Source organism: Marinarcus sediminis (SeqCode), from assembly GCF_048571275.1.
Lineage (GTDB): Bacteria > Campylobacterota > Campylobacteria > Campylobacterales > Arcobacteraceae > Marinarcus > Marinarcus sediminis.
On record NZ_CP182357.1, the window covers coordinates 1,286,657 to 1,306,599 of the forward strand.

The 19,943-nt window shown below is 34.0% G+C and carries 18 protein-coding genes; 3 read left to right on the forward strand and 15 right to left on the reverse strand.

Features of this window, described 5'->3' with window-relative positions:
* Positions 1-2: 2 nt before the first annotated feature.
* From ACNI3C_RS06465 to ACNI3C_RS06505, 9 genes are all read right to left on the reverse strand, one after another.
* Entirely contained in the window at positions 3-407 is a 405-nt protein-coding gene (locus tag ACNI3C_RS06465; RefSeq protein ID WP_419771432.1) for an ester cyclase, read from the reverse strand.
* Between the two features lie 96 nt (positions 408-503).
* Complete coding sequence (locus ACNI3C_RS06470) at positions 504-1,619, reverse strand: peptidase M42 (RefSeq protein WP_419771433.1); 1,116 nt, start codon at positions 1,617-1,619, stop codon at positions 504-506.
* Positions 1,616-1,807 carry a hypothetical protein gene (locus ACNI3C_RS06475; RefSeq protein ID WP_419771434.1) on the reverse strand — a complete coding sequence of 64 codons (192 nt, stop codon included), beginning with the start codon at positions 1,805-1,807 and terminating at the stop codon, positions 1,616-1,618. The genes ACNI3C_RS06470 and ACNI3C_RS06475 overlap by 4 nt, the downstream gene beginning before the upstream one ends.
* Positions 1,808-1,845: 38 nt before the next feature.
* Positions 1,846-2,070 carry a hypothetical protein gene (locus ACNI3C_RS06480; protein WP_419771435.1) on the reverse strand — a complete coding sequence of 75 codons (225 nt, stop codon included), beginning with the start codon at positions 2,068-2,070 and terminating at the stop codon, positions 1,846-1,848.
* A 359-nt stretch (positions 2,071-2,429) separates the two neighbouring features.
* Positions 2,430-2,663 (reverse strand): hypothetical protein, encoded by a 234-nt coding sequence (locus tag ACNI3C_RS06485; protein WP_419771436.1) that lies wholly within the window; start codon positions 2,661-2,663, stop codon positions 2,430-2,432.
* Positions 2,664-2,723: 60 nt separating this feature from the next.
* A complete protein-coding gene (locus tag ACNI3C_RS06490) occupies positions 2,724-3,659 on the reverse strand; it encodes a hypothetical protein (protein WP_419771437.1) in 936 nt (311 codons plus the stop codon).
* A gap of 91 nt (positions 3,660-3,750) precedes the next feature.
* Positions 3,751-5,142: an aldehyde dehydrogenase family protein gene (locus ACNI3C_RS06495; RefSeq protein WP_419769008.1), complete on the reverse strand. Its 1,392-nt coding sequence runs from the start codon at positions 5,140-5,142 to the stop codon at positions 3,751-3,753.
* 30 nt (positions 5,143-5,172) lie between these two features.
* Complete coding sequence (locus ACNI3C_RS06500; protein WP_419769009.1) at positions 5,173-6,819, reverse strand: acetolactate synthase large subunit; 1,647 nt, start codon at positions 6,817-6,819, stop codon at positions 5,173-5,175.
* 339 nt (positions 6,820-7,158) lie between these two features.
* Positions 7,159-7,650, reverse strand: coding sequence for a YgjP-like metallopeptidase domain-containing protein (locus ACNI3C_RS06505; protein WP_419769010.1), 492 nt, complete (start codon positions 7,648-7,650; stop codon positions 7,159-7,161).
* Between the two features lie 113 nt (positions 7,651-7,763).
* Here ACNI3C_RS06505 and ACNI3C_RS06510 point away from each other — a divergent pair, with 113 nt between their 5' ends.
* The 3 genes from ACNI3C_RS06510 (at position 7,764) to nhaA (ending at position 11,502) form a co-directional block, all read left to right on the forward strand.
* A complete protein-coding gene (locus ACNI3C_RS06510; protein ID WP_419769011.1) occupies positions 7,764-9,713 on the forward strand; it encodes a sensor histidine kinase in 1,950 nt (649 codons plus the stop codon).
* Between the two features lie 81 nt (positions 9,714-9,794).
* Entirely contained in the window at positions 9,795-10,016 is a 222-nt protein-coding gene (locus ACNI3C_RS06515) for a YgaP family membrane protein (RefSeq protein ID WP_419769012.1), read from the forward strand.
* A 196-nt stretch (positions 10,017-10,212) separates the two neighbouring features.
* Positions 10,213-11,502, forward strand: coding sequence for a Na+/H+ antiporter NhaA (gene nhaA / locus ACNI3C_RS06520; protein ID WP_419769013.1), 1,290 nt, complete (start codon positions 10,213-10,215; stop codon positions 11,500-11,502).
* Here nhaA and ACNI3C_RS06525 read toward each other — a convergent pair whose 3' ends face one another.
* From ACNI3C_RS06525 to ACNI3C_RS06550, 6 genes are all read right to left on the reverse strand, one after another.
* Positions 11,503-11,892, reverse strand: a complete 390-nt coding sequence (locus tag ACNI3C_RS06525) for a hypothetical protein (protein ID WP_419769014.1) — start codon at positions 11,890-11,892, stop codon at positions 11,503-11,505. It abuts the gene before it with no gap.
* 16 nt (positions 11,893-11,908) lie between these two features.
* Complete coding sequence (locus ACNI3C_RS06530; RefSeq protein WP_419769015.1) at positions 11,909-13,924, reverse strand: dynamin family protein; 2,016 nt, start codon at positions 13,922-13,924, stop codon at positions 11,909-11,911.
* Positions 13,921-16,260: a dynamin family protein gene (locus tag ACNI3C_RS06535; RefSeq protein ID WP_419769016.1), complete on the reverse strand. Its 2,340-nt coding sequence runs from the start codon at positions 16,258-16,260 to the stop codon at positions 13,921-13,923. The genes ACNI3C_RS06530 and ACNI3C_RS06535 overlap by 4 nt, the downstream gene beginning before the upstream one ends.
* A gap of 119 nt (positions 16,261-16,379) precedes the next feature.
* On the reverse strand, positions 16,380-17,111 hold the full coding sequence (locus ACNI3C_RS06540) for a fumarate reductase iron-sulfur subunit (protein WP_419769017.1): 732 nt from the start codon (positions 17,109-17,111) through the stop codon (positions 16,380-16,382).
* Entirely contained in the window at positions 17,111-19,096 is a 1,986-nt protein-coding gene (locus tag ACNI3C_RS06545) for a fumarate reductase flavoprotein subunit (protein WP_419769018.1), read from the reverse strand. Before ACNI3C_RS06545 ends, ACNI3C_RS06540 begins: the two co-directional genes overlap by 1 nt.
* Positions 19,096-19,878, reverse strand: a complete 783-nt coding sequence (locus ACNI3C_RS06550; RefSeq protein ID WP_419769019.1) for a fumarate reductase cytochrome b subunit — start codon at positions 19,876-19,878, stop codon at positions 19,096-19,098. Before ACNI3C_RS06550 ends, ACNI3C_RS06545 begins: the two co-directional genes overlap by 1 nt.
* Positions 19,879-19,943 lie beyond the last annotated feature (65 nt).

Sequence of the window (19,943 nt, forward strand, 5' to 3'; positions counted from 1 at the left end):
GGTTACTGCAATTGTTTGTTCAGACTGTTTAAATCTCCCAAAACCCATACGTCAATAATTTTTCCATCTTTAAATTTAAAAAATGAGGCACCATTATATTTGATTCTATTCCCTGTTGGCTCAAAATTAAATATCTTTCCTTTGTGGGTTCCATTATAAATTGCACGTACTGCAATATAATCACCCTCACAAATCATAAGTTCAATTCCATGAAACAGATTTGGAATACCAGTTAATATATTGTCCATATACTCTTCAAACTCTTTTTTCCCCACGGCATTAATGTCTAAAGAGCCATGAAACGTGATATTATCATCAAAAAGTATATCAATATACTCTTTGTTGTTTTTGTTCCATAACTCTTCGTAATAGACTTTAACTAAGTCGCGATTTGATTTAATGTTCATAATTTCCTTCTTTGTAAATTTAAAAATGCACCGCTAAAATAATTCTAGCATTTTTTTGAATAAAACTGATATTAAAATGGACTCAAATGCTCTATTTTAATGTTTCGTTTTTTTCTGTTTTATATAAATATTTTTCAATATAAATAAAACGGTTTTAATGGATAAAATCGACGCAGTCTCTTCTACGGTATGATAGCCCGTTGTTGGTATTTGCAAGGTTGTTCCTTGAATACTGCCTCGTGATTCTTTTATAATTCTTCCAAGCTCTGTACTTCCTAATGACAACATCGATTGGTTGTGTTCCAGTCGAAGTTTGTTTTTCTCTTGAATATAGGTGTCTTTACAAGAAAAATCAATGCTGTATTGATGGCAAAAGTTTTTCAAAGTTTTGAGTAACGGAGACTTAAATCTGGCGTTGGCATCTCTGTTTCTTAAAACGATTTGTTGAACATCTGCTTCTTTTCTTGAATCGTATGGACTGGTATCTAAAACCAACAGTTCATTGGTGGTCAGTTTGTTTTTTCTGAACCACTCATAGATATATCTCCATGATTTTCCTGCCTCTTCTTGTGCGGTAAAAAATGCCGTACCTTCATATCCATTTTGGTATAAATAGATAATAATAGCAGCACTGATGACGTTGTCAAGTTGAGCACTGAGTAATCCTTTGTCATTTTTTAATTTATCGGTGAATGCCACAGGCGTACCTGGAAGCAAATGCGACAAACCTTCTATGTCAAAAATCAAGTTGTTGATCTCTGGACACATATAGGCATTTTTGATTTCACCAATACCTAAATAACTCCCACCCCAAGGTTCATATGCTTGAACTTTTTGGTTCAAATATCTTGAAGTGATTAATTGAAATGTTTGTTCAGATACTGAATTCCCCGTTAAATCTGATCGGTTTTTTGCTAAAAAAGCTGCAAATTGGAACTCATTTGGCCCCGTACATACTAAACCATGTCGGTCGATGTGAGCACTGAGCATTCCATGATTTGGGCTTTTCCCTTGAGCGACCAACAGACCATCATAATAATGGGTTTGGATACCTAACTCTTCTAACTCTCTTTTTAAATATAGAAAGAATGAGTGTTCTGATCCAATGACCGAGGGAATTCGGATTAACTGTTTTAACATATCCAAAAATGAAACAAAGTTTTTAATGGATTCAATTTCTTCTAAAGACTCTTTTTTGTTCAGTTTATTCATTTTTTACTTATTACTTTATCTGCCAAAGTTGCCAAGTTCTCTAAGCTTAATTTGACAGTTGATCTCATTATCTCTTCAAAAGTTAATTTATTTTCAATAACCAACATTGAAGCTTTATCCATGTCATGATCGTATTTCATGTAATATACAATTTGTTTGACCAGACCTGCTAATAAACCAGAATTCATTCTATTCTCCTATACATATGTAGAATAAGGCGAACAATTTACTCTTTTTTCTCTTTTTGAATCAGACACTCTTCATAAATCGCTTCACACTTAGAATAACACTCTGTATTTTCAGTATCTTTCTCATCACATTTTACAATGCAGTTATCATACAATAGATCACATTCGTCATTGTTGACTTGAACATCTTCACTGACTTTAAAATCATCTGCGCTAAAGGCAAGATTAAAAAGGACACACACAATAAATAGATATTTTAACATTCATACCTCGTTTAACTCAATCATAAGTTTAATTTGTTAGTATAAACGCACTCTTTTTATAGAGCACAACAATTATTCCTAAGAACAAACAACCCGCACCGCCAAATGCTTTTGATAGGTTTTTAGGAATACTTCAGAACACATCCTTATTCTACTTACGAATTATAAACTAAAAGTGAAAAAAAAATCTAAAAAAAATCTTAAAAAAATATTTTTTTCAAAAAATGCCTATTTTATGGCACTGCTTTTTCCAAATTTTTTTATTTTTTTTCAAAAAAAAGCTTGCTTTAAATAAAAAAATAAAATAAAAAAAATATTTTTTTACTTTTTTGTTCCTTTGTTGATTTTCAGGGGGTTCGTTACGACTTTAATTTGTTCATACTGTCAGCTAATTTTGCAATATCAAATATGTTAAGCTTCATTGTTTTTGCAATAATATGATTCAGTGTAAGATGATTTGAAATGGCAATTTGTGCAGCTGCATCAAAATCGGAGTTGTGTTTTATTATCTTAATAATTTCATAAATGACATCATATTCGGGGTCAGAATACCGATAAGTGCTTTTTTGAATATCACTTTGTTCTTTGTTCACTTTAAAGCTCCAAAAGCAGAAATTTTTTTATGTGAAATTATATTCCAATTTTAGAGATTTTTAGATTTTATTGACAACAATAAGGTATTTACCCGCATATTTTATTTTTAAAGGCATCTGCTCTGGCGAAATATCTTGAGGTAAAAGATGGCTTTTATTGAGATTGTTTTTGTGTAACACCAGATTTTCATCTAAAAAAAGATTTAATTCATGGGTAATTCTGATGCAACCATGTGAATTGGGAATTCCCATGGGTTTACTTGATTCATGTGAATGCATTGCAAACTCTAAATAGTCGGTAATGAGTTTCCAATCTTTTTTATTTTCCAGTTTATTTTTAAAAGCATCAAAACTGTTGTATCGTACGGATTTTTGTTTTCCAAAATAGAAAACAAATCTTCCTTTTTGCCCATAAGCCAGTACGCTTTTATCTTCATTGTATTTCCCATCTGAACGCCAACCTTTAAGGTTTTCAAAAATGCCAGTAGGGGTTTGTAAGAAATGATCCTCGCCTGCTTTTGTCTCACTCTCTTTATTAATATCTCCACTTGAAACAAAATCCGATCCAATGAGGTATATTTCATGGGTATCGTTATCATAAAGCGTTACGGTGATGAGTTGTTTGGATAAATCCAAGAGAGTGATAAATTGAGACTTTAGTATCTTTTTTTCGTCAATGAGTTTAAAGATGTTTTTTTGAACGCCTTGAAAATATTCATTTGAGAGTTGAGTTTTGTTGTGTTTTTTTACTAAATCCTCTTGGAGTGCTTGATTAGCGCTTGTACTCTCCCATGTTTTAAGTCGAGCAATCTGTTTATCTACACAGTTGTCATCTGATAAAAGACAATTTTTTTCTAAAAAGAGTCTGAAATGTTTTTTAAAGATATTTTTTTCTAATACATTGTGTGAAAACTCATTTTGAAAAGCAGTGATTTCATCTGAATTTGCAAAAAGATATAAGTGGCTAAAGAGCAGTAAAAGTAAAAATTTTTTCATCTGGGTATTGTATCAAGAAGTGATATAAATTTATGATAAAAAAAGGGAAAAAGTTTGACTTTTCCCCTTTTTAAATGAAAAAAATCGATGCTTATAGAAAGCTTGATTTAATCACCATTAATTTTTCTTTGCTCATTTCAACCATAGAGTGGTGAATTCCACCCATACCAAGACCTGAAGTTCGAGCTCCTCCAAATGGCATCCAGTCAACTCTGAATGCAGTGTGGTCATTGACCATAACTGCTGTACCATTTAATCTTTTTACTGCTCTGATGGCAGTATCTAGGTTTTTCGTAAATACGGCTGCTTGGAAAGAGACTTCTAAGGCGTTGGCTCGTGTAAATGCCTCTTCAATGTCGGAGTATGAATAGATACAAACCACTGGTCCAAATACCTCTTTTGTTGATACAAGTGCATCATCTGCAGGGTTTACAATAACGGTTGGCTCATAACACGATGCAGAAATTCTTTTCCCACCGGTTAATATTTTCCCTCCTTTAGTGACGGCTTCATTGACCCACTCTTCAACTCTATTGACCTCATTGTTGTTGATTAATGGACCCACTTCTGTTTTGGGATCCATTTGATCTCCCACAACCAATTTAGACGCATATGCAGCTAATTTAGATGCCACTTCATCACAAATTGATTCATGTACGTAAACTCTTTGAACCGATACACACACTTGCCCTGCATGGTAGAAACCACCTTTTCCAATTGAAGGAATTAACTCTTCAATATCCGCATCGGCTTCAACAATAACAGGTGCTACTCCACCATGCTCTAAGGCAACTCTTGTACCATTCGCTACTTTAGAGTTTAAGTACCAACCCACGCTTCCTGAACCAATAAATGTAAAGAAGTTAACTTTAGGACTGGTTGCAAGTAATTCCCCTGCTTCTCTTCCACAAACAACGGCTTGAGCCCATCCATTTGGAAGACCTGCTTCTTTTAAAATTTCTACCAATCGAATTGCACTCATTGGTGTTTGAGTTGCAGGTTTAATAATAACAGGACAACCTACAGCAATAGCAGGAATTACTTGATGAACTGCTAAGTTAAAAGGGTGGTTAAATGCAGAAACCGCGGCAACAACTCCGATAGGTTCTTTGAATGTATATGCCATTCGGTTTGCACTGCTTAGAGTATGTCCCATTGCAATCTCTTTACCTTCAAAAGCACCTAAATGTTCAACAGCAAGTTTAACCCCATTGATGGCTCGGTTAATTTCAACTTTAGAATCAATGTATGGCTTTCCACCTTCACTTGCGCATAAACGTGTCAACTCTTCTACTTGAGAAGACATGATTTCTACAACTTTTTCTAAAATTTCAACTCTTTTATATTTTGGTAAATGGTTTTTGTGATCCAAAAATGTAGCTTGTGCTAAATCAATGGCACTCTCTACTTCTTCAATTGAATTGAATGGAACTACGCCTACTACTTTTCCGTCATATGGTGATGTAACTTCTATTGTACTCATTTCTTTCCTTTTCTTGTTGTTGTTTTCGTATTATAGCATACACTGTTTATTGGCTAAAAGATCATTTAAAATAGAGTGATTTAACGAATAATCTACAGCTAAATCAATTAAATGTACCCCTTTGCCATTAACACATTTTTCTAAAGTTTGGGCAAAATCTTCACACGATGTTGGTCGGTGACCTGTTGCTCCATACGCTTCTGCGTATTTAACGAAATCTGGGTTACCCAAATCAAGTCCGAAGTTTTCAAATCCCATACCCGCTTGTTTCCATTTGATCATTCCGTATGAGTTGTCATTTAAAATAACCACAGTTAAATCCAGATTAAGTCTTACGGCTGTTTCCATCTCTTGTGAATTCATCATAAATCCACCATCTCCACAAACGGCAACAACTTTTGAGTTTGGATTAACCATTTTTGCAGCCATTCCAGAAGGAAGACCTGCTCCCATAGTTGCAAGTGCATTATCCAGTAAGAGTGTATTTGGTTGTGCACATCGGTAGTTTCTTGCAAACCAGATTTTATACACACCATTATCCAGTGTTACAATATCTTCAGCTGCTAAAGTTTGTCTGATTGTTCTTACTGCTTTTTGAGGTAAAATTGGGAATCGTGTATCTCCAAAATATTTGCTTAATCGTGTTCTGATCTCTTCTGCTAATCTGATGTAATAATCAAAATCCCAGTGTTCTTGTCTTGAAAGGGCATTTGACAAACTGTTTACATTTGATGCAATATCACCAATGACGTCTAATTGTGGGAAGTAGGTGTCATCAACTTCAGATGGGAAAAAGTTCATGTGAATGACTTTTGTAGCATCGGGTGTATTTTCCATAAAAAAGGGTGGTTTTTCAATGACATCATGTCCGACATTGATAATTAAATCGGCTCTTTCAATCGCACAGTGAATAAAGTCATCTTTTGATAATGCTGCTGTTGACAGACACAATTTGTGGTTTTCATCAACCACCCCTTTACCCATTTGAGTAGAGAAAAATGGAATTCCTGTTTCATTGACAAAATTGGTTAATGCATCACCAATTCGGTTTCTGTTTGCACCAGCCCCAATTAATAAAAGTGGTCTTTTGGCTTTTTCAATCATTTTTACTGCATCAGATATTGTGTGATTGTCTGCTTTTGGGTATCGTACGTTTTGAACAGGATAAATATTGAAATCAACTTCTTCATCTGCAATATCTTCTGGTAACTCAATATGAACAGCACCCGGTCTTTCCGTGGTTGCTAATTTAAAGGCTTCTCTTACCATTGATGGAATATTGTTTCCATTAACCACCGTTTTTGCATATTTTGTTACGGGTTTCATCATGTTAACGATGTCAACAATTTGAAATCGTCCTTGTTTAGATTTTTTGATGGGTTTTTGACCTGTAATCATCATCATAGGCATTCCACCCAGTTGTGCATAGGCTGCAGCTGTTACAAAGTTAGTAGCTCCAGGGCCAAGTGTTGCCAAACATACTCCCACTTTTCCTGTGAGTCTTCCATATGTTGCTGCCATGAAACCTGCACCTTGTTCATGTCTGGTTAAAATCAATTTAATTTTTGATTCTCTTAAAGATTCTAAAAAGTCTAAATTTTCTTCGCCCGGTATTCCAAAAATATATTCAACGCCTTCGTTTTCTAAGGCTTTTACAAATAAATCTGAAGCTTTCATAATTTCTCCAATTTTTTAATTTTCGTTAGTTTCTCAAAATCTATGTTAAATGAAAATTAAACATAAATAATAGATTGCTAAACTTATGCTATTTGAAACCTAATCATAGGGTAATAACCATATAATTATGGCTTCTTTGTGTATATATGGGACATAATTTGAACTCTTTTGAGTGTAAGAAAAGTATAAAAAAGATACAACTGCCTATTCCTTGGCAGTTTATGCCCATATGTCTCATTTTAAAATATTTTTTTTATACGTGTTACGTTATTACCCGAAAAGGGTTTGAAATGTTTACTTATATCATCTTGATAAAAAGAGTTGTGCATTGGATTTTTTTCAATAAATTTTTCCAAAAATATCAATATGAGTCAAATAAAGTCTCAAGTCAAATTCAACTTGTGCATAATTTTTTTGCATAAAACTGCAGAGTTTATAAAAAGCTTTATTGTGCTCTTTCTCTTTTAAATGTGCCAGTTCATGAACCACAATCATTTCCAAAAAGGCTTCAGGAACACTTTTAAACAAGGTGGCAACTCGTATCTCATTTTTTGATTTAAGTTTATTGCCTTGAACCCTTGAAATGAATGTATGCATACCCAACGCATTGTTAATGACATTGATTTTTCCATCGAATTGTACTTTGTCGATTTGCTGTTTTTTAAAGTATTGATTTTTAAACTCCATGACATAATTGTAGAGCAGTTTATCGGTTGTAATGGTATGAGTGGTGGGGTATTTATTTTTTATATAGTGCGTTAAACTTTGTTTATCAATGAGTGCTTGAACTTGTTCTTGCAGGTGTTGTGGATAGTGATTTATATAGCGCAATTTATTCATCAGTCGATTATATCATAAAGCCATTTGAAAATGTTGATTAAAATATGATAGAATATCTTCAGATGCGATGAATAAAAGAGTGCGATTTTTATAAAGGATTTTGCATGCTGTATAAGAATGAACAGACTATTTTAAAAATAATTAAATATGCTCCCAGTGCTTTTGTGATTGTTTTAGCACTCTCTATTTTAATTTTGTCATATTTTGAGAATAAAGTTGTATATGAAGAAAATAAAATAAAATTGCAAAAAAACTTTATTGCATCAAACAAAGAGCGGATTAAAATAGAAACAGAAAAAATTAAAAGTTATATTTTAAAAGAACACTCTTTGATTGAAGAGAAATTAAAACAGAGTTTAAAAGAGCGCATTTATGAAGCGCATGACATTGTAATGGAGATATATAGACAAAATAAACACAAGGGTGAAAAAGAAGTTACGAAACTCATAAAAGATGCTTTACGAAATATTCGATTTAATAATGGTCGTGGCTATTTTTTTATTTATAATTATGATTATACATGTATTTTATTGCCCATAAATCCCAGTTTGGAAGGGGAAAATGTCTACAATTTCAAGGATGCAAAGGGGCGTTATTTGGGACGAGATATTATTGCCTCTTTGGAGCCAACTGGTGAGAGCTTTTTAACGTGGTGGTTTCCCAAACCTAACGATTTAGACCATGCGCATAAAAAAATAGGGTTTAACATTCATTTTAAACCCTACAATTGGTTTATTGGTACGGGAGAGTATGTTGATGAATTTGAAGAAGATTTTAAAAAAGATGTTTTAGAAAATCTTGAACGCATGAATTCTTGGCATAATTCCTATTTGTTCATAGTAAATTATGAGGGAGATTTATTGCTTTATCCCAATAAAGCATTTCAAGGGAAAAATATTTTTAGCTTTGAAGATAACACGATGCCTGCATCTAAAAATGATCATTTTTTTCAACAAACGACAACAAAAGAGATTTTTCCTAAATTTAAAGAATTGGCGCAAAAAAGTGGTGGTTTTTTGACCTATATTCATAATAAAAACAGTCAAAAATTTGTAGAAAAGACAAGCTATGTTGATGGAATTCAAGCTTGGCATTGGATTATTGGAAATGGTTTTTATGAAGATGATTTACGTATAACTTTAAAAGAGATGAAAGAGAGTGCCAGTAAAAATTTTGAAGCACATTTGTTCAGAATTTTTATCATTACATTCATAGCAAGTACGATTTTGTTAATTGTTTCTACGTATATATCACACATCTTGAAAAATAAGTTTACGGAGTATAAAAAAAGTATCCAAAAACAAATTGAACAAAACTCTATGCAACAAAATATCATGGCACAACAGTCAAAAATGGCAGCGATGGGTGAAATGATAAGTAATATTGCCCATCAATGGAGACAACCATTGTCGGTTATTACAACCAGTATTACGGGCTTAGGCATTAAGCATGAGATGGGAAATTTAACAAAACAAGAGTTTGAAAGTGTTGTTAACAATATCAATCACTCTGCTCAATATTTGTCACAAACCATTGATGACTTTAGGAATTTTTTTAAATCTGAAAAAAAGAAACAACATTTTGTCATAGAAGAGGTAATTGAGAAAACTCTGATGTTGGTCAACTCACAGTTTAAAAATCGTGGGATTACGATTATAAAAAATATTCAACCAATAGAAGTGTGTACGTTTAAAAATGAGTTGATACAGGTCTTAATTAATATTTTAAATAATGCCAAAGATGAATTGGATGAAAAAAGCGATGAAAAACTTATTTTTATTGAAACATTGGTAGAGAATGAATGCTTAGTGATTAAAATAAAAGATAACGGCAATGGCATTTCTATTGCAGATATCAATAGAATATTTGAACCCTATTTTTCTACAAAAAAAGCCAAAGATGGTACAGGAATTGGTTTATATATGAGTCAAGAAATTATTACCAAACACATGGATGGAACCATTGAAGCTTTAAATGTTGAGTATGATTATAATGAAAAAAGGCAGAAAGGTGCACTTTTTACCCTTACTATTCCATTGGGTACTAAAGATTAAAATATAATATTACATGAATTTAAGTGACTAAAAGATAGTATTTTATTGTATAATTTTATATTATATTAAAAGGATGAAATAATGCAAAAAAACGTTGGGAAAATTGACAAAATTATTAGAATTGTTATTGGTGTAGCTATCATTGCATATGGGCTTATTGCACAAAGTTGGTTAGGAGTTATTGGATTAATTCCATTAGGAACAGCATTGATTGGTTGGTGTCCACTCTATTGCCCTTTAAAAATCAATACATCGTGTTGTAAAGAATCATGCGACAAAAAAGAGGAAGAAAAAGGGGAGTAAAACTCCTCTTTTTTAAAATCAAATATGTCAGCTCCTGAAAATCCTTATCTTTATTTAGCTATTTTTTTAATCATCAGCATCTATTTTGCTTTTAAAATTAACAAAAACTGATACCTCTTCTTTCAAATAATTTTCTGCTTTAACGTAAAAATAAGAATCGATTGATACAATAATCTTACTTTATTAAGGAAAAATGATGGTCAAATATATAGAAACATTTCAAGAATATATATCAAAAGAGTCTTTAAGTGGAATCATACTTTTTATAGCAACTTTTTTAGCAGTAGTTGTCGCAAATTCAAGTTTAGCAGAGGCGTATACTGCTTTATGGCATATGCCTTTAGGGGTCACTTTTGGTGGCTCAACCATTTCAATGGACTTAACGCATTGGATTGATGATGGATTAATGGCACTGTTTTTTTTGATGGTGGGATTAGAGATCAAAAGAGAGTTGATTTGTGGCGAATTGTCTTCCGTTCAAAAGGCATCATTCCCTGTTGTTGCTGCTTTAGGGGGAATGATTGTTCCCGCACTTATTTATGTGGCATTTAATCGTGATGCCCCTTTGGGTTTTGGTATTCCTATGGCAACAGATATTGCGTTTGCTTTGGGAATTTTAATGCTTTTAGGGAAAAAGGTCAATCCGGCAATTAAACTTTTTTTGGTGGCACTGGCCGTTGTGGATGATTTGGGTGCTGTTTTAGTGGTTGCTACGGTTTATACCTCTGAAATTCACACCATCTATTTTATTCATGCATTTGTGATTTATGCGTTAATATGGTTGTTAAACATTAAAGGGGTGACCAAACTGTGGCCCTATTTGATTTTGGGTCTGTTTTTGTGGATTTTTATTCATAAAATTGGAATTCACGCGACTGTAGCCGGTGTTCTTTTGGCATTTGCCGTTCCCATTAAGTCAAAAATAGATGAAAAGCGTTTTGTATTAAATGCGGCACTTGCTTTGGATACTTTTAAATCACACTCAACAACTGATGACATACTCTCTCATCATCAAATTGATGCGTTAGAGAATATTGCACATGGGTATGATAGCGTACAAAATCCATTGGTGAAACTCGAACACAATTTACACAATATTTCCGCTTTTTTAATTATGCCACTTTTTGCTTTTTCAAATGCGGGTGTTGCCATTGAATTTTCAAGTTTTTTTGAACACATTACAATTGTTTTGGGTGTAGTTTTTGGTTTAATTATTGGTAAACCTATTGGTATTTTTACTTTCACATTTTTCGCCACAAAATTTGGTATTGTAAAAAAACCAGATGATATTGCGTGGAGTGACGTGATTGCGGTTGGATTTTTAGGGGGTATTGGATTTACCATGTCCATTTTTATTACCCATTTGGCCTTTTTAGATCAAAGTTTAATTGATGCAGTGAAATTGGGTGTATTTATGGCATCTTTTATTGCAGCACTCATTGGTGTGGCCTTAATAGTGATGAATAATAAAAGAGCTTCAGTATAACTACTGGGGCTTTTTGAGTTGTGAGAGTTTGTATATTTTAAAATTGGTTACTGTCTCAATGAGACATAAACTCAGTAATCCCATAATCCAATAAAAAAACCATTGAGAAATCATCCCTTCAAATCCATCTTGGTTGAAATAATCAATCACTTCAAAAAAGAGAAAAAAAATAACCGATGTTTTAAAGGTCATGGTTTGTACGGGAATTGTTACCTCATAATGTTTCACTTTGTATTTGGAATAAAAGAGCAGCAGACTAAAAGGGAAAAGCGCTAAAATGAACCAAAACTCATCCACAATGAGCTGTATGGTTTTGACTTCTCCTAACACGTGCGTATAGATGAAAAGTATGGCAAACAGTGTCGTTGAAAAAAGGGTAAAGGGTTTCATCAGTGGCGAAGAGTCATTAAATGCTGGCTTTAATTGACTCTAAGTCCTCAATCTTTTGAAGATATTGGCTTCGTTTGGATTGGACAAATTCAATCTGTTTTGCATTGATGTCCAAATATTGTTCTTTAGAGTATTTGATGATTTTAAAGAGGTAATTTCGTTTTGAGGTTAAAAAGTCCTCAATCTTTTCAAACCCAAAATTGGCTTTGAGTTTGGTGAGAATTTCATCTTCTCTTGGGTGATAAATGGGAAACTTTCTGGGCTCTTTTTCATACAAGGCAATTGAGTCTGCAATTTGTTGTTCAAAGTGTGCAATGGTGGCTTGTGTGGTTTGGATATAGCTGTAACTCAAAGCGCCATTAAAATAAGCAAACTTTTTCTTTAAGGCCGATATGTTTTCCAAAATGGCTCGATGATAATTTCTTAAAATATTTTCATACGCTTTTGCTGCAAAGTGTCGAGTAATTGAAAACTCTGAATCTGAAGAGATCTCTCGGTGTTTTTTAATCAACTCATAAGGCTCTTGCCATCGCTGTACTTTATGTTTTAATACACGATAGACATTTCTAAATGCTTCATCAGAATCAATTTGCACTTGTTTCAAATCTCTAATGGTTCGTTTAAACATTTTATCAATGGTTTGATCATCGTAGAAAAGGCTTTTATACACATTGTCTGAATCAATCCAATAGGTTTCATATTCAATACGTTCGTATTTGTCTTTGCTTAAAAATGAACTCTTTTCTTCATATCGATAGGCTTTTTGTTTTTTGATATTTTTATAGGTTTCATTGGCCATTTTTTCCATGATGGCACCTAAGGCATTATAAATAGTAAACAGCTCTTTTGAGTAGGTTTTATGGATGTTATCAAATCCTGTTAATATCTCCTCTTCACTGCTTTTTAATATATCGGACAGACTGTTAAAAACCCCAATGATGGTCTCATACTCTTTGATTAAAATATCACAAAAGCTTCGTAAATCTTTTTTAATGGCAAACTCTTTGGCCTCTGCAGCTTGTGGGCGTATGGTATTTTCAATAAAATCAAGCACTTCTTGAATATTGGACTCTTTAATGAGTTTGGTATTGTCGCTTGCATCACTGTTCTTGATTCGATTGATTTCATCTTTGTAGTGTTTGAATTTTGCATCAAAGAAGTGCAAATCTTCAACATCGTTTTCCCGTAAATCTTTTTTAAACTCTTCGACAATTTTGTTGTACTCTGTGGTGATTAAAATATCTTGTTCTAAAGCTCTTGCTTTCAGTGCCATTTTTGCAGAAATGGGTGTGACTTGTGCAAAATATTTTGAGAATCTCTCTTTGATGTACTGGGTGGTAGTTTCAACTTGTTCGGGGGTAAATTTATCTTTTTGGTTTAAGACGCACAAAGATTTGTTTTTGAAGTTTTCCATGTACTCATCTAACACTTCTGCTTCACTCATTTTTCCTGCATTATCAATGAGTGTTAACCAGATAATACCGCCGACATCTCTTAACACTTTTCTTGTGGTTTCTGTGTCATGTTGGCTTTGTGAATTTAATCCTGGGGTATCAACAAATGAAATATCTTTTAAAATATCCATGGGAGCATAAAGCGTTAAATACTTAATTTCATCCATCTCTTTTTGTCGTTGATCCGTAAATGCTGCAATGTTTTCAATGCTGTGGTACTCTTCTGCACCTGATTTATAGGTGATTTTGAGTTTATACTCTTCCCCATAATTAATAAAGTTTACTTTTGACGTAACGGGTGTAATTCCAGTTGGAAGAATGTTTCGTGAAAGTAAGGCATTTAAGAAAGTTGATTTACCTGCAGAAAATTGACCCGTAATGGCTACTTCCATTGGGTATCTGGCTCGTCTGATTTGTTTGTCTAAAATGGCTTCCAATCGTGAAGAGGGCAAAAATTTTGGATCAAGCAGTGCAGCTCTGACTTTTTTGATCTCTCCGACTAATCCTTCTTCAAATACTTCCTCTTTTTTGGCATAGGCAGTTTTAAACTCTTTAACAAAATTGCTTAAGATACTCATGATTTAAGTCCTTTGTTAATAAGTTCAAGTCGTTTGATTTTTTTGTGCAACTCAAGGGTCATACTCTCTTTGTTTTTTTCATTCTCTTCAAAGGTTTTGATTCGATTTTGAAGTGATTTTTCATCTTTTTGCAGTTTCTGTTCAAAAACAACCAGTGGCTCTTGAAGCTCTTTAAAAAAGTTTTCTGTCAATGAAATGGCAAGGCTGTTGGTTTTTTCTTTGATGTTTGATTCAATGGGTTCAAACTCATCTTTGATATATTTTTCAATATTTCTGTCGAGTTCACTGAGTTTATTGGCTTTACTGTTTGAGACTTCATTGACTATTTTTGTAATTAAGACCTCATTTGAAGTGGTTAAAAAGCCTGTTTTAAAATCGTCTTGAAAGAAACCTCTGGCATCAAAATTATCATTTTTATGCCCTAATGTAAAGCCAAAATCGTGATATTTTTGTTCACAAATTTCACCAATATCTTGGGATTTTTTGATGAATTTATACCGATAATCTCGGATTATATCAATGATTCCATCTTTTATTGCGGTCTCAATTATGGTCTTGATTCTTGAACTTGCAGGTTTCTTTTTGGTTTTTTCATAGGAGTATCGCACATCATTAAAGACTCTTTGTTTAATGAGTGTTTGCAAATCTAAGAGTTCATTAATAATAAAAGTTTCAAGTGTTTCAATGTAGTTTTTTGCTTCATTTTTATACACGTGAATGTCTTCTCTCATGGCTTGGAATATTTTTTCATTGGTGTTTTTGGTGTTATTAAACTCTTCTAAATCGGCCTCTAACTCCTCTTTTGACTTAGAGAGTAAAATGATTTCATAATTGAGTGATTTTAACTCTTTGGTGATGCTTTTAAAAAGTTTTGCTTTGGCGGATTTTATGATCAGCTCTGATTTACTTGAATGTGTTCCAAAAAGGGTCTCATTAAGATAGTTTTCAATCTCCAAAATACCGGTATCTTCAATTTTAAACCCCGCATCTAAAGCTTCTTGTTCACGTCCTGTTCTGTGCAGAAGTGCCATTTTCCCAGAGATGGGAATAAATTTAATGGTATTTAAAATGTAATCGAGTTTGCTGTCTTTGTTTTGTGCTTTGAGTTGTTGTTCAATAGAGGCTTTGGTGTAATCAATCACCTCTTGAAGCTCTTGCTGTGAAACAGTATCTGCGCGTGTGATGACAATTAAAAGTTTTGAAATATTTTGATAGAGCAGGGCATCGATGATAAACTCAACATCTTTGAGTGTAGCACTTTGTGATACATTCATTAAATGCAACATTAAATCACATTGTGCCAAATACTCTTTGGTAATCTCTTCTCTTTGAATTACAGGGTCATCAAGCCCTGGTGTATCTACGATTTCAATGCCATTGGCCAAAAAATCTAAGTTGGATTTGAGTTCTACATATTTGACCAAGTTACACTTTTTACCGCTGGCTTCTGCTGAAGTATAAAGCGCCAATTGGTTGATATCTACATCATCTGATTTGGATTCGTCTTGGATATATGCGTTGAGTTCATCCCCAAAAATGGATTGGGTCTCTTTGACAAATTGGGCAATTGATTCAAGTTCTTGACCACTTCTGATGATTTTATTCCACTCTTGGGTATTCCAGAAAAATACTTTTGCACTGGGTTGATTATCATACTTTACTATGGTTAAATTTGCGGTCTCAGGTACAACAGCACTGCCTAAAATCTCTTTCCCCATAAGGGCATTCAGCATGGTAGATTTACCGGCATTCATCACCCCAGTAATTCCAATTGAGAATTTTTGATTGTTGATATACTCTGAAGTTTCATCAAGTTCTGTTTTATACTCATTAGAATTAAAACAACTGTGCAGTTCACGAATAAGCTGTTCAATTTCATCTTTGTGTTCTTGAAACGATTTTGTGTTGTGAGTTATGGTTGAACCAAATGACTCTTGCTCTTGGGCATATTCCACTTCCGTTGGATCAAACAAAGACATGAGTTTAGTGTAATTGGCTTCATTGATGATCTCTTGATCTTTAAGATAAGTAAAGGCTTTATTGAGCTTTTCTATATCCTCTTTTTGAGTATCTTTACTGATTGCATCTAAAAGTCCATGTTGCAGTTGATTTAAGTCATTGAGATTGTGAGGTGCTTTATCTGAAATTTGTTCGATTAAAACTTTAAATGAATTAAGTGTGATAAAATTTTGTGCATCTTTTCGTGTGGGACACAGCGCCAATGCTGCAATGTCAAAAAAATCTTTATGCATTTTTCGTTTGGTGGTGTTAAAAGATGTGGTTTTATCTATTTGTATACCATGATAGAGCAAAAAGTAATCATTGGCTAAGTTCATATTCTCTCCGTATAAAGCAATTGAGTATAAATATAAAAAGTTAATCACCCAAGGAGGCAATTAACTTTTTATACTCTTTTAATAAAGTCATACGAAGGAAAATCCTTCGTATGGTGTGATTATCTTAACGCGACTAATTGTCTTCGTAAGTAAGCAATTTTATTTTGTAGTGGTAAATGTTTTGGACAGTGATCTTCACATGCCATTAATGACATACACCCAAAAATTCCATTGTCATCACCGACTAATTCATAAAAATCATCCGCCGTTCTGTTGTCGTGTGGATCCACTTCAAATCTTGCTACTCTGTTAAGTCCAACTGGTCCTACAAAGTCTGGTCTCATAAGTACTGTTCCACAAGAAGCAACACAAATTCCACACTCAATACATCTGTCTAATTCAAATGTTTGATCGGCAATATCTGGATCGATTTTTTCTTCTAATTTGCTGATATCTGGTTTATGATTTGTATGAACCCATGATTCCACTCTTTTAGACATGGCATCCATCCATTTACCTGTATTAACCGATAAATCTTTGATCAATTCAAATGCAGGCATTGGCATAAGTGTCAATTTCCCTTCTGGATAGTTTGCAATAAGTGTTCTACAAGCAAGAGTAGGTTTACCATTAACAACCATACCACAAGAACCACAAATACCAGCTCTACAAACGAAATCAAACGACAAATCTGCATCTAACTCTTCTCTGATTTTTGATAAGGCAATAAACAGAGTCATCCCTGGAGTCTCTTCTAATTTGTAGTCAACAAAGTGTGGTTTTGAAACCGCACTTTTAGGATTGAACTTAAGTACTGAAATGGTTATTTCTCTACCTTTAGGTGTGCTCATTATTTATCTCCTGCTCTTTCGTTTAGTTCTTTGTAGTTCATAGGTAAATCAAATGGCATTAATGTATGTTGGATTTCATGTCTGTTTTTACCTTCTGCTTGCATTTTTTCAGTTATTTCATCAACTTCTGCTTGTCGTTTTGCAGAATCTTCATGCTCAATGATCATACCTTTAGCTCCATAACCTCTGAATGCTGGTGGCATTTCCATGGTCATAATATCCAATGGTTGATAAGTAACAGTTGGAAGCGTTGCAGAAGCATCTGGCCAAGAAGTTAATGTTCTATTCAACCAATTTGCATCGTCTCTTTTTAAGTAATCTTCTCGGTAGTGTGCTCCTCTTGACTCTGTTCTATCTCGTGCACCCACAGCAACACAAAGTGCTACTTTTAACATTCTAGGTACTCTGTACGCTTCTTCAAGTTCTGGATTTCCTGCTCTGACTTTAGATTTAACATTGATCTGTTTTGTTTTTTTCAATAACTCTTCCAGTTCAACAACTGCTTCGGCTAAGTGTGGACCATCTCTAAAGATTCCAACTTTATCATCCATGAGTTGTTTCATTCTGTTTTTGATTTTGAAGATATCTTCTGTTCCTGTATAAGCTAAGATGTCATCTAAATATTTGTCTTGCTCATCCACAAATTTTTGAATGGTTTTTGTAGGAATCGTTACATCATTTTCAATACAGTAATCTGCAAAATAGTTACCAATAATCATACCTGCAACAACGGTTTCAGAAACAGAGTTTCCTCCAAGTCTGTTAAACCCGTGCATATCCCAACAAGCTGCTTCACCACACGCAAAAAGACCGCTTAATGTTTCAGATTCACCTGTTGGTTTTGTTCTGATACCACCCATAGAGTAGTGTTGCATTGGCAGTACTGGAGCCCAACCTTTTGGACCTTCATCGGCTGGATCAATACCGTTAAAGATTTGACAAATTTCTTGTACATCTCTTAAATTCTTTTCAATGTGTTCTCGACCTAAAATAGAGATATCTAACCAAATGTGATCACCGTATGGAGAAGGTACACCTTTACCATTTCTGATGTGCTCAATCATTCTTCTTGAAACAACGTCTCTTGAAGCCAATTCTTTTTTCTCAGGCTCATAATCAGGCATAAATCTGTGACCGTCAACGTCTCTTAAGATTCCACCATCACCTCTACACCCTTCAGTTAATAAAATCCCTGATGGTACGATTGGCGTTGGGTGAAATTGAACTGCTTCCATATTTCCCAAAGTAGCAATTCCTGTTTCAAGTGCAATGGCTTGACCAGTACCTTCACAAATAACCGCATTGGTTGTTTGTTTAAATACTCTTCCATATCCACCTGTAGCAATACATGTTCCCTTAGCAACATACGCTTCTAAGTCCCCTGTAATTAAATCTCTGACAACCGCTCCATAACATCTTCCATTTTCATGAATTAAACTTAAGGCTTCTTTTCTGTCTCTGATATCTACATTGTGTTTTAAGGCTTCATTGGCAACACCAAATAACATCGTATGTCCTGTTGCATCTGCTGTGTAACAGGTTCTCCATTTTTTCGTTCCACCAAAATCTCTTGATGTAATTAATCCATGTCTGTCGGCATCTTCAGTAATCGTAGTTTTTTTAGCGTTGATAACGGCTTCTCTTGAACCTTCTCTGACTCTTGTCCAAGGCACACCCCAACCCGCTAATTCACGAATCGCTTTTGGTGCAGTGTGTACGAACATACGTGCAACTTCTTGATCACATCCCCAGTCTGAACCTTTAACCGTATCAGCAAAGTGTAAATCTTCGTTATCACCATCAGACATTTTAGAGTTACCCAAACTTGCTTGCATACCACCTTGAGCAGCCGCACTATGAGATCTCTTAACAGGAACTAAAGACAAGACAACTGTACTTAAGCCTTTTTTTTGTGCAGCAACTGCAGCTCTAAGACCTGCTAATCCTCCACCAATAACCAATGCATCACAATAATTAATTTTCATTATTTAATCCCTTCCATAATCGTTGATTCAACTTTTGCAATTGTTGGATTGTATCTTTGACCAACTTTATCTGCATGATCCATACCGATTTTCATATAAGCTGCAAGTGTTGCAAAACCTAATACTAAGAAAAACACTGTAAGAATTTTTTTAATTGATTTTAATTTTGCTCTTGTTGCTTTAGGATTTGCACCATCAAACCATCCCCATTTTACGCAAAGTCTGTATAAACCAATTGTTCCATGAAACTCTACGGCTAACAATAAAAGGATATATAAAGGCCACATCCACTCTGACCAAACTCTGTCAGATGAAGCGTATGGTCCGATAGCTGCTGAGTGAGTCATAATAATATAAAGGTGTACAGAACCGAGGAAAAACATTGCAAAACCAGTAAATGCTTGAGTAAACCATAATTTTGTATCTTCATGTCCCATACTGTTTGCATGTGCTTTCATGACTTGATACTGCTTAAAGTTACCTGGCAGTTTTCTCATTCCCATTGCAGCATGTGCAATAAAAACTACAAATACGATAAATGCAATAAACGAGACAATAACAGGTTGCCCCTCACTGAAAATAAAGCTTCCTTCAAAAAACTTAGTCACTGAGTACATAAAATCTTTGCTGATTAAAATTGTTGAGACAAAAAGCATGTGTCCCCACATAAAAAGACCAAGAAACAATCCTGTCGCACTTTGAACATAATCCAATTTCGCAGGTGTTCTACTTTTCTTTCCTTCAACTGTTTTACCTAAATAACCTTCAATTAGGTCACTCATAGTCAATCCTTTCACTTGCTTGTATTTTTAATACGCAATAATATTAGAAACTTATGTATGAAAAA

Excerpts from the sequence above, each read along its gene's own strand:
- ACNI3C_RS06510 (WP_419769011.1), top strand. The coding sequence starts at position 7,764 with ATGCTGTATAAGAATGAACAGACTATTTTAAAAATAATTAAATATGCT.
- nhaA (WP_419769013.1), top strand. The coding sequence starts at position 10,213 with ATGGTCAAATATATAGAAACATTTCAAGAATATATATCAAAAGAGTCT.
- ACNI3C_RS06530 (WP_419769015.1), bottom strand. The coding sequence starts at position 13,924 with ATGAGTATCTTAAGCAATTTTGTTAAAGAGTTTAAAACTGCCTATGCC.
- ACNI3C_RS06525 (WP_419769014.1), bottom strand. The coding sequence starts at position 11,892 with ATGAAACCCTTTACCCTTTTTTCAACGACACTGTTTGCCATACTTTTC.
- ACNI3C_RS06475 (WP_419771434.1), bottom strand. The coding sequence starts at position 1,807 with ATGAATTCTGGTTTATTAGCAGGTCTGGTCAAACAAATTGTATATTAC.
- ACNI3C_RS06540 (WP_419769017.1), bottom strand. The coding sequence starts at position 17,111 with ATGAGCACACCTAAAGGTAGAGAAATAACCATTTCAGTACTTAAGTTC.
- ACNI3C_RS06480 (WP_419771435.1), bottom strand. The coding sequence starts at position 2,070 with ATGTTAAAATATCTATTTATTGTGTGTGTCCTTTTTAATCTTGCCTTT.
- ACNI3C_RS06500 (WP_419769009.1), bottom strand. The coding sequence starts at position 6,819 with ATGAAAGCTTCAGATTTATTTGTAAAAGCCTTAGAAAACGAAGGCGTT.
- ACNI3C_RS06495 (WP_419769008.1), bottom strand. The coding sequence starts at position 5,142 with ATGAGTACAATAGAAGTTACATCACCATATGACGGAAAAGTAGTAGGC.
- ACNI3C_RS06465 (WP_419771432.1), bottom strand. The coding sequence starts at position 407 with ATGAACATTAAATCAAATCGCGACTTAGTTAAAGTCTATTACGAAGAG.
- ACNI3C_RS06470 (WP_419771433.1), bottom strand. The coding sequence starts at position 1,619 with ATGAATAAACTGAACAAAAAAGAGTCTTTAGAAGAAATTGAATCCATT.
- ACNI3C_RS06550 (WP_419769019.1), bottom strand. The coding sequence starts at position 19,878 with ATGAGTGACCTAATTGAAGGTTATTTAGGTAAAACAGTTGAAGGAAAG.
- ACNI3C_RS06490 (WP_419771437.1), bottom strand. The coding sequence starts at position 3,659 with ATGAAAAAATTTTTACTTTTACTGCTCTTTAGCCACTTATATCTTTTT.
- ACNI3C_RS06515 (WP_419769012.1), top strand. The coding sequence starts at position 9,795 with ATGCAAAAAAACGTTGGGAAAATTGACAAAATTATTAGAATTGTTATT.
- ACNI3C_RS06545 (WP_419769018.1), bottom strand. The coding sequence starts at position 19,096 with ATGAAAATTAATTATTGTGATGCATTGGTTATTGGTGGAGGATTAGCA.
- ACNI3C_RS06535 (WP_419769016.1), bottom strand. The coding sequence starts at position 16,260 with ATGAACTTAGCCAATGATTACTTTTTGCTCTATCATGGTATACAAATA.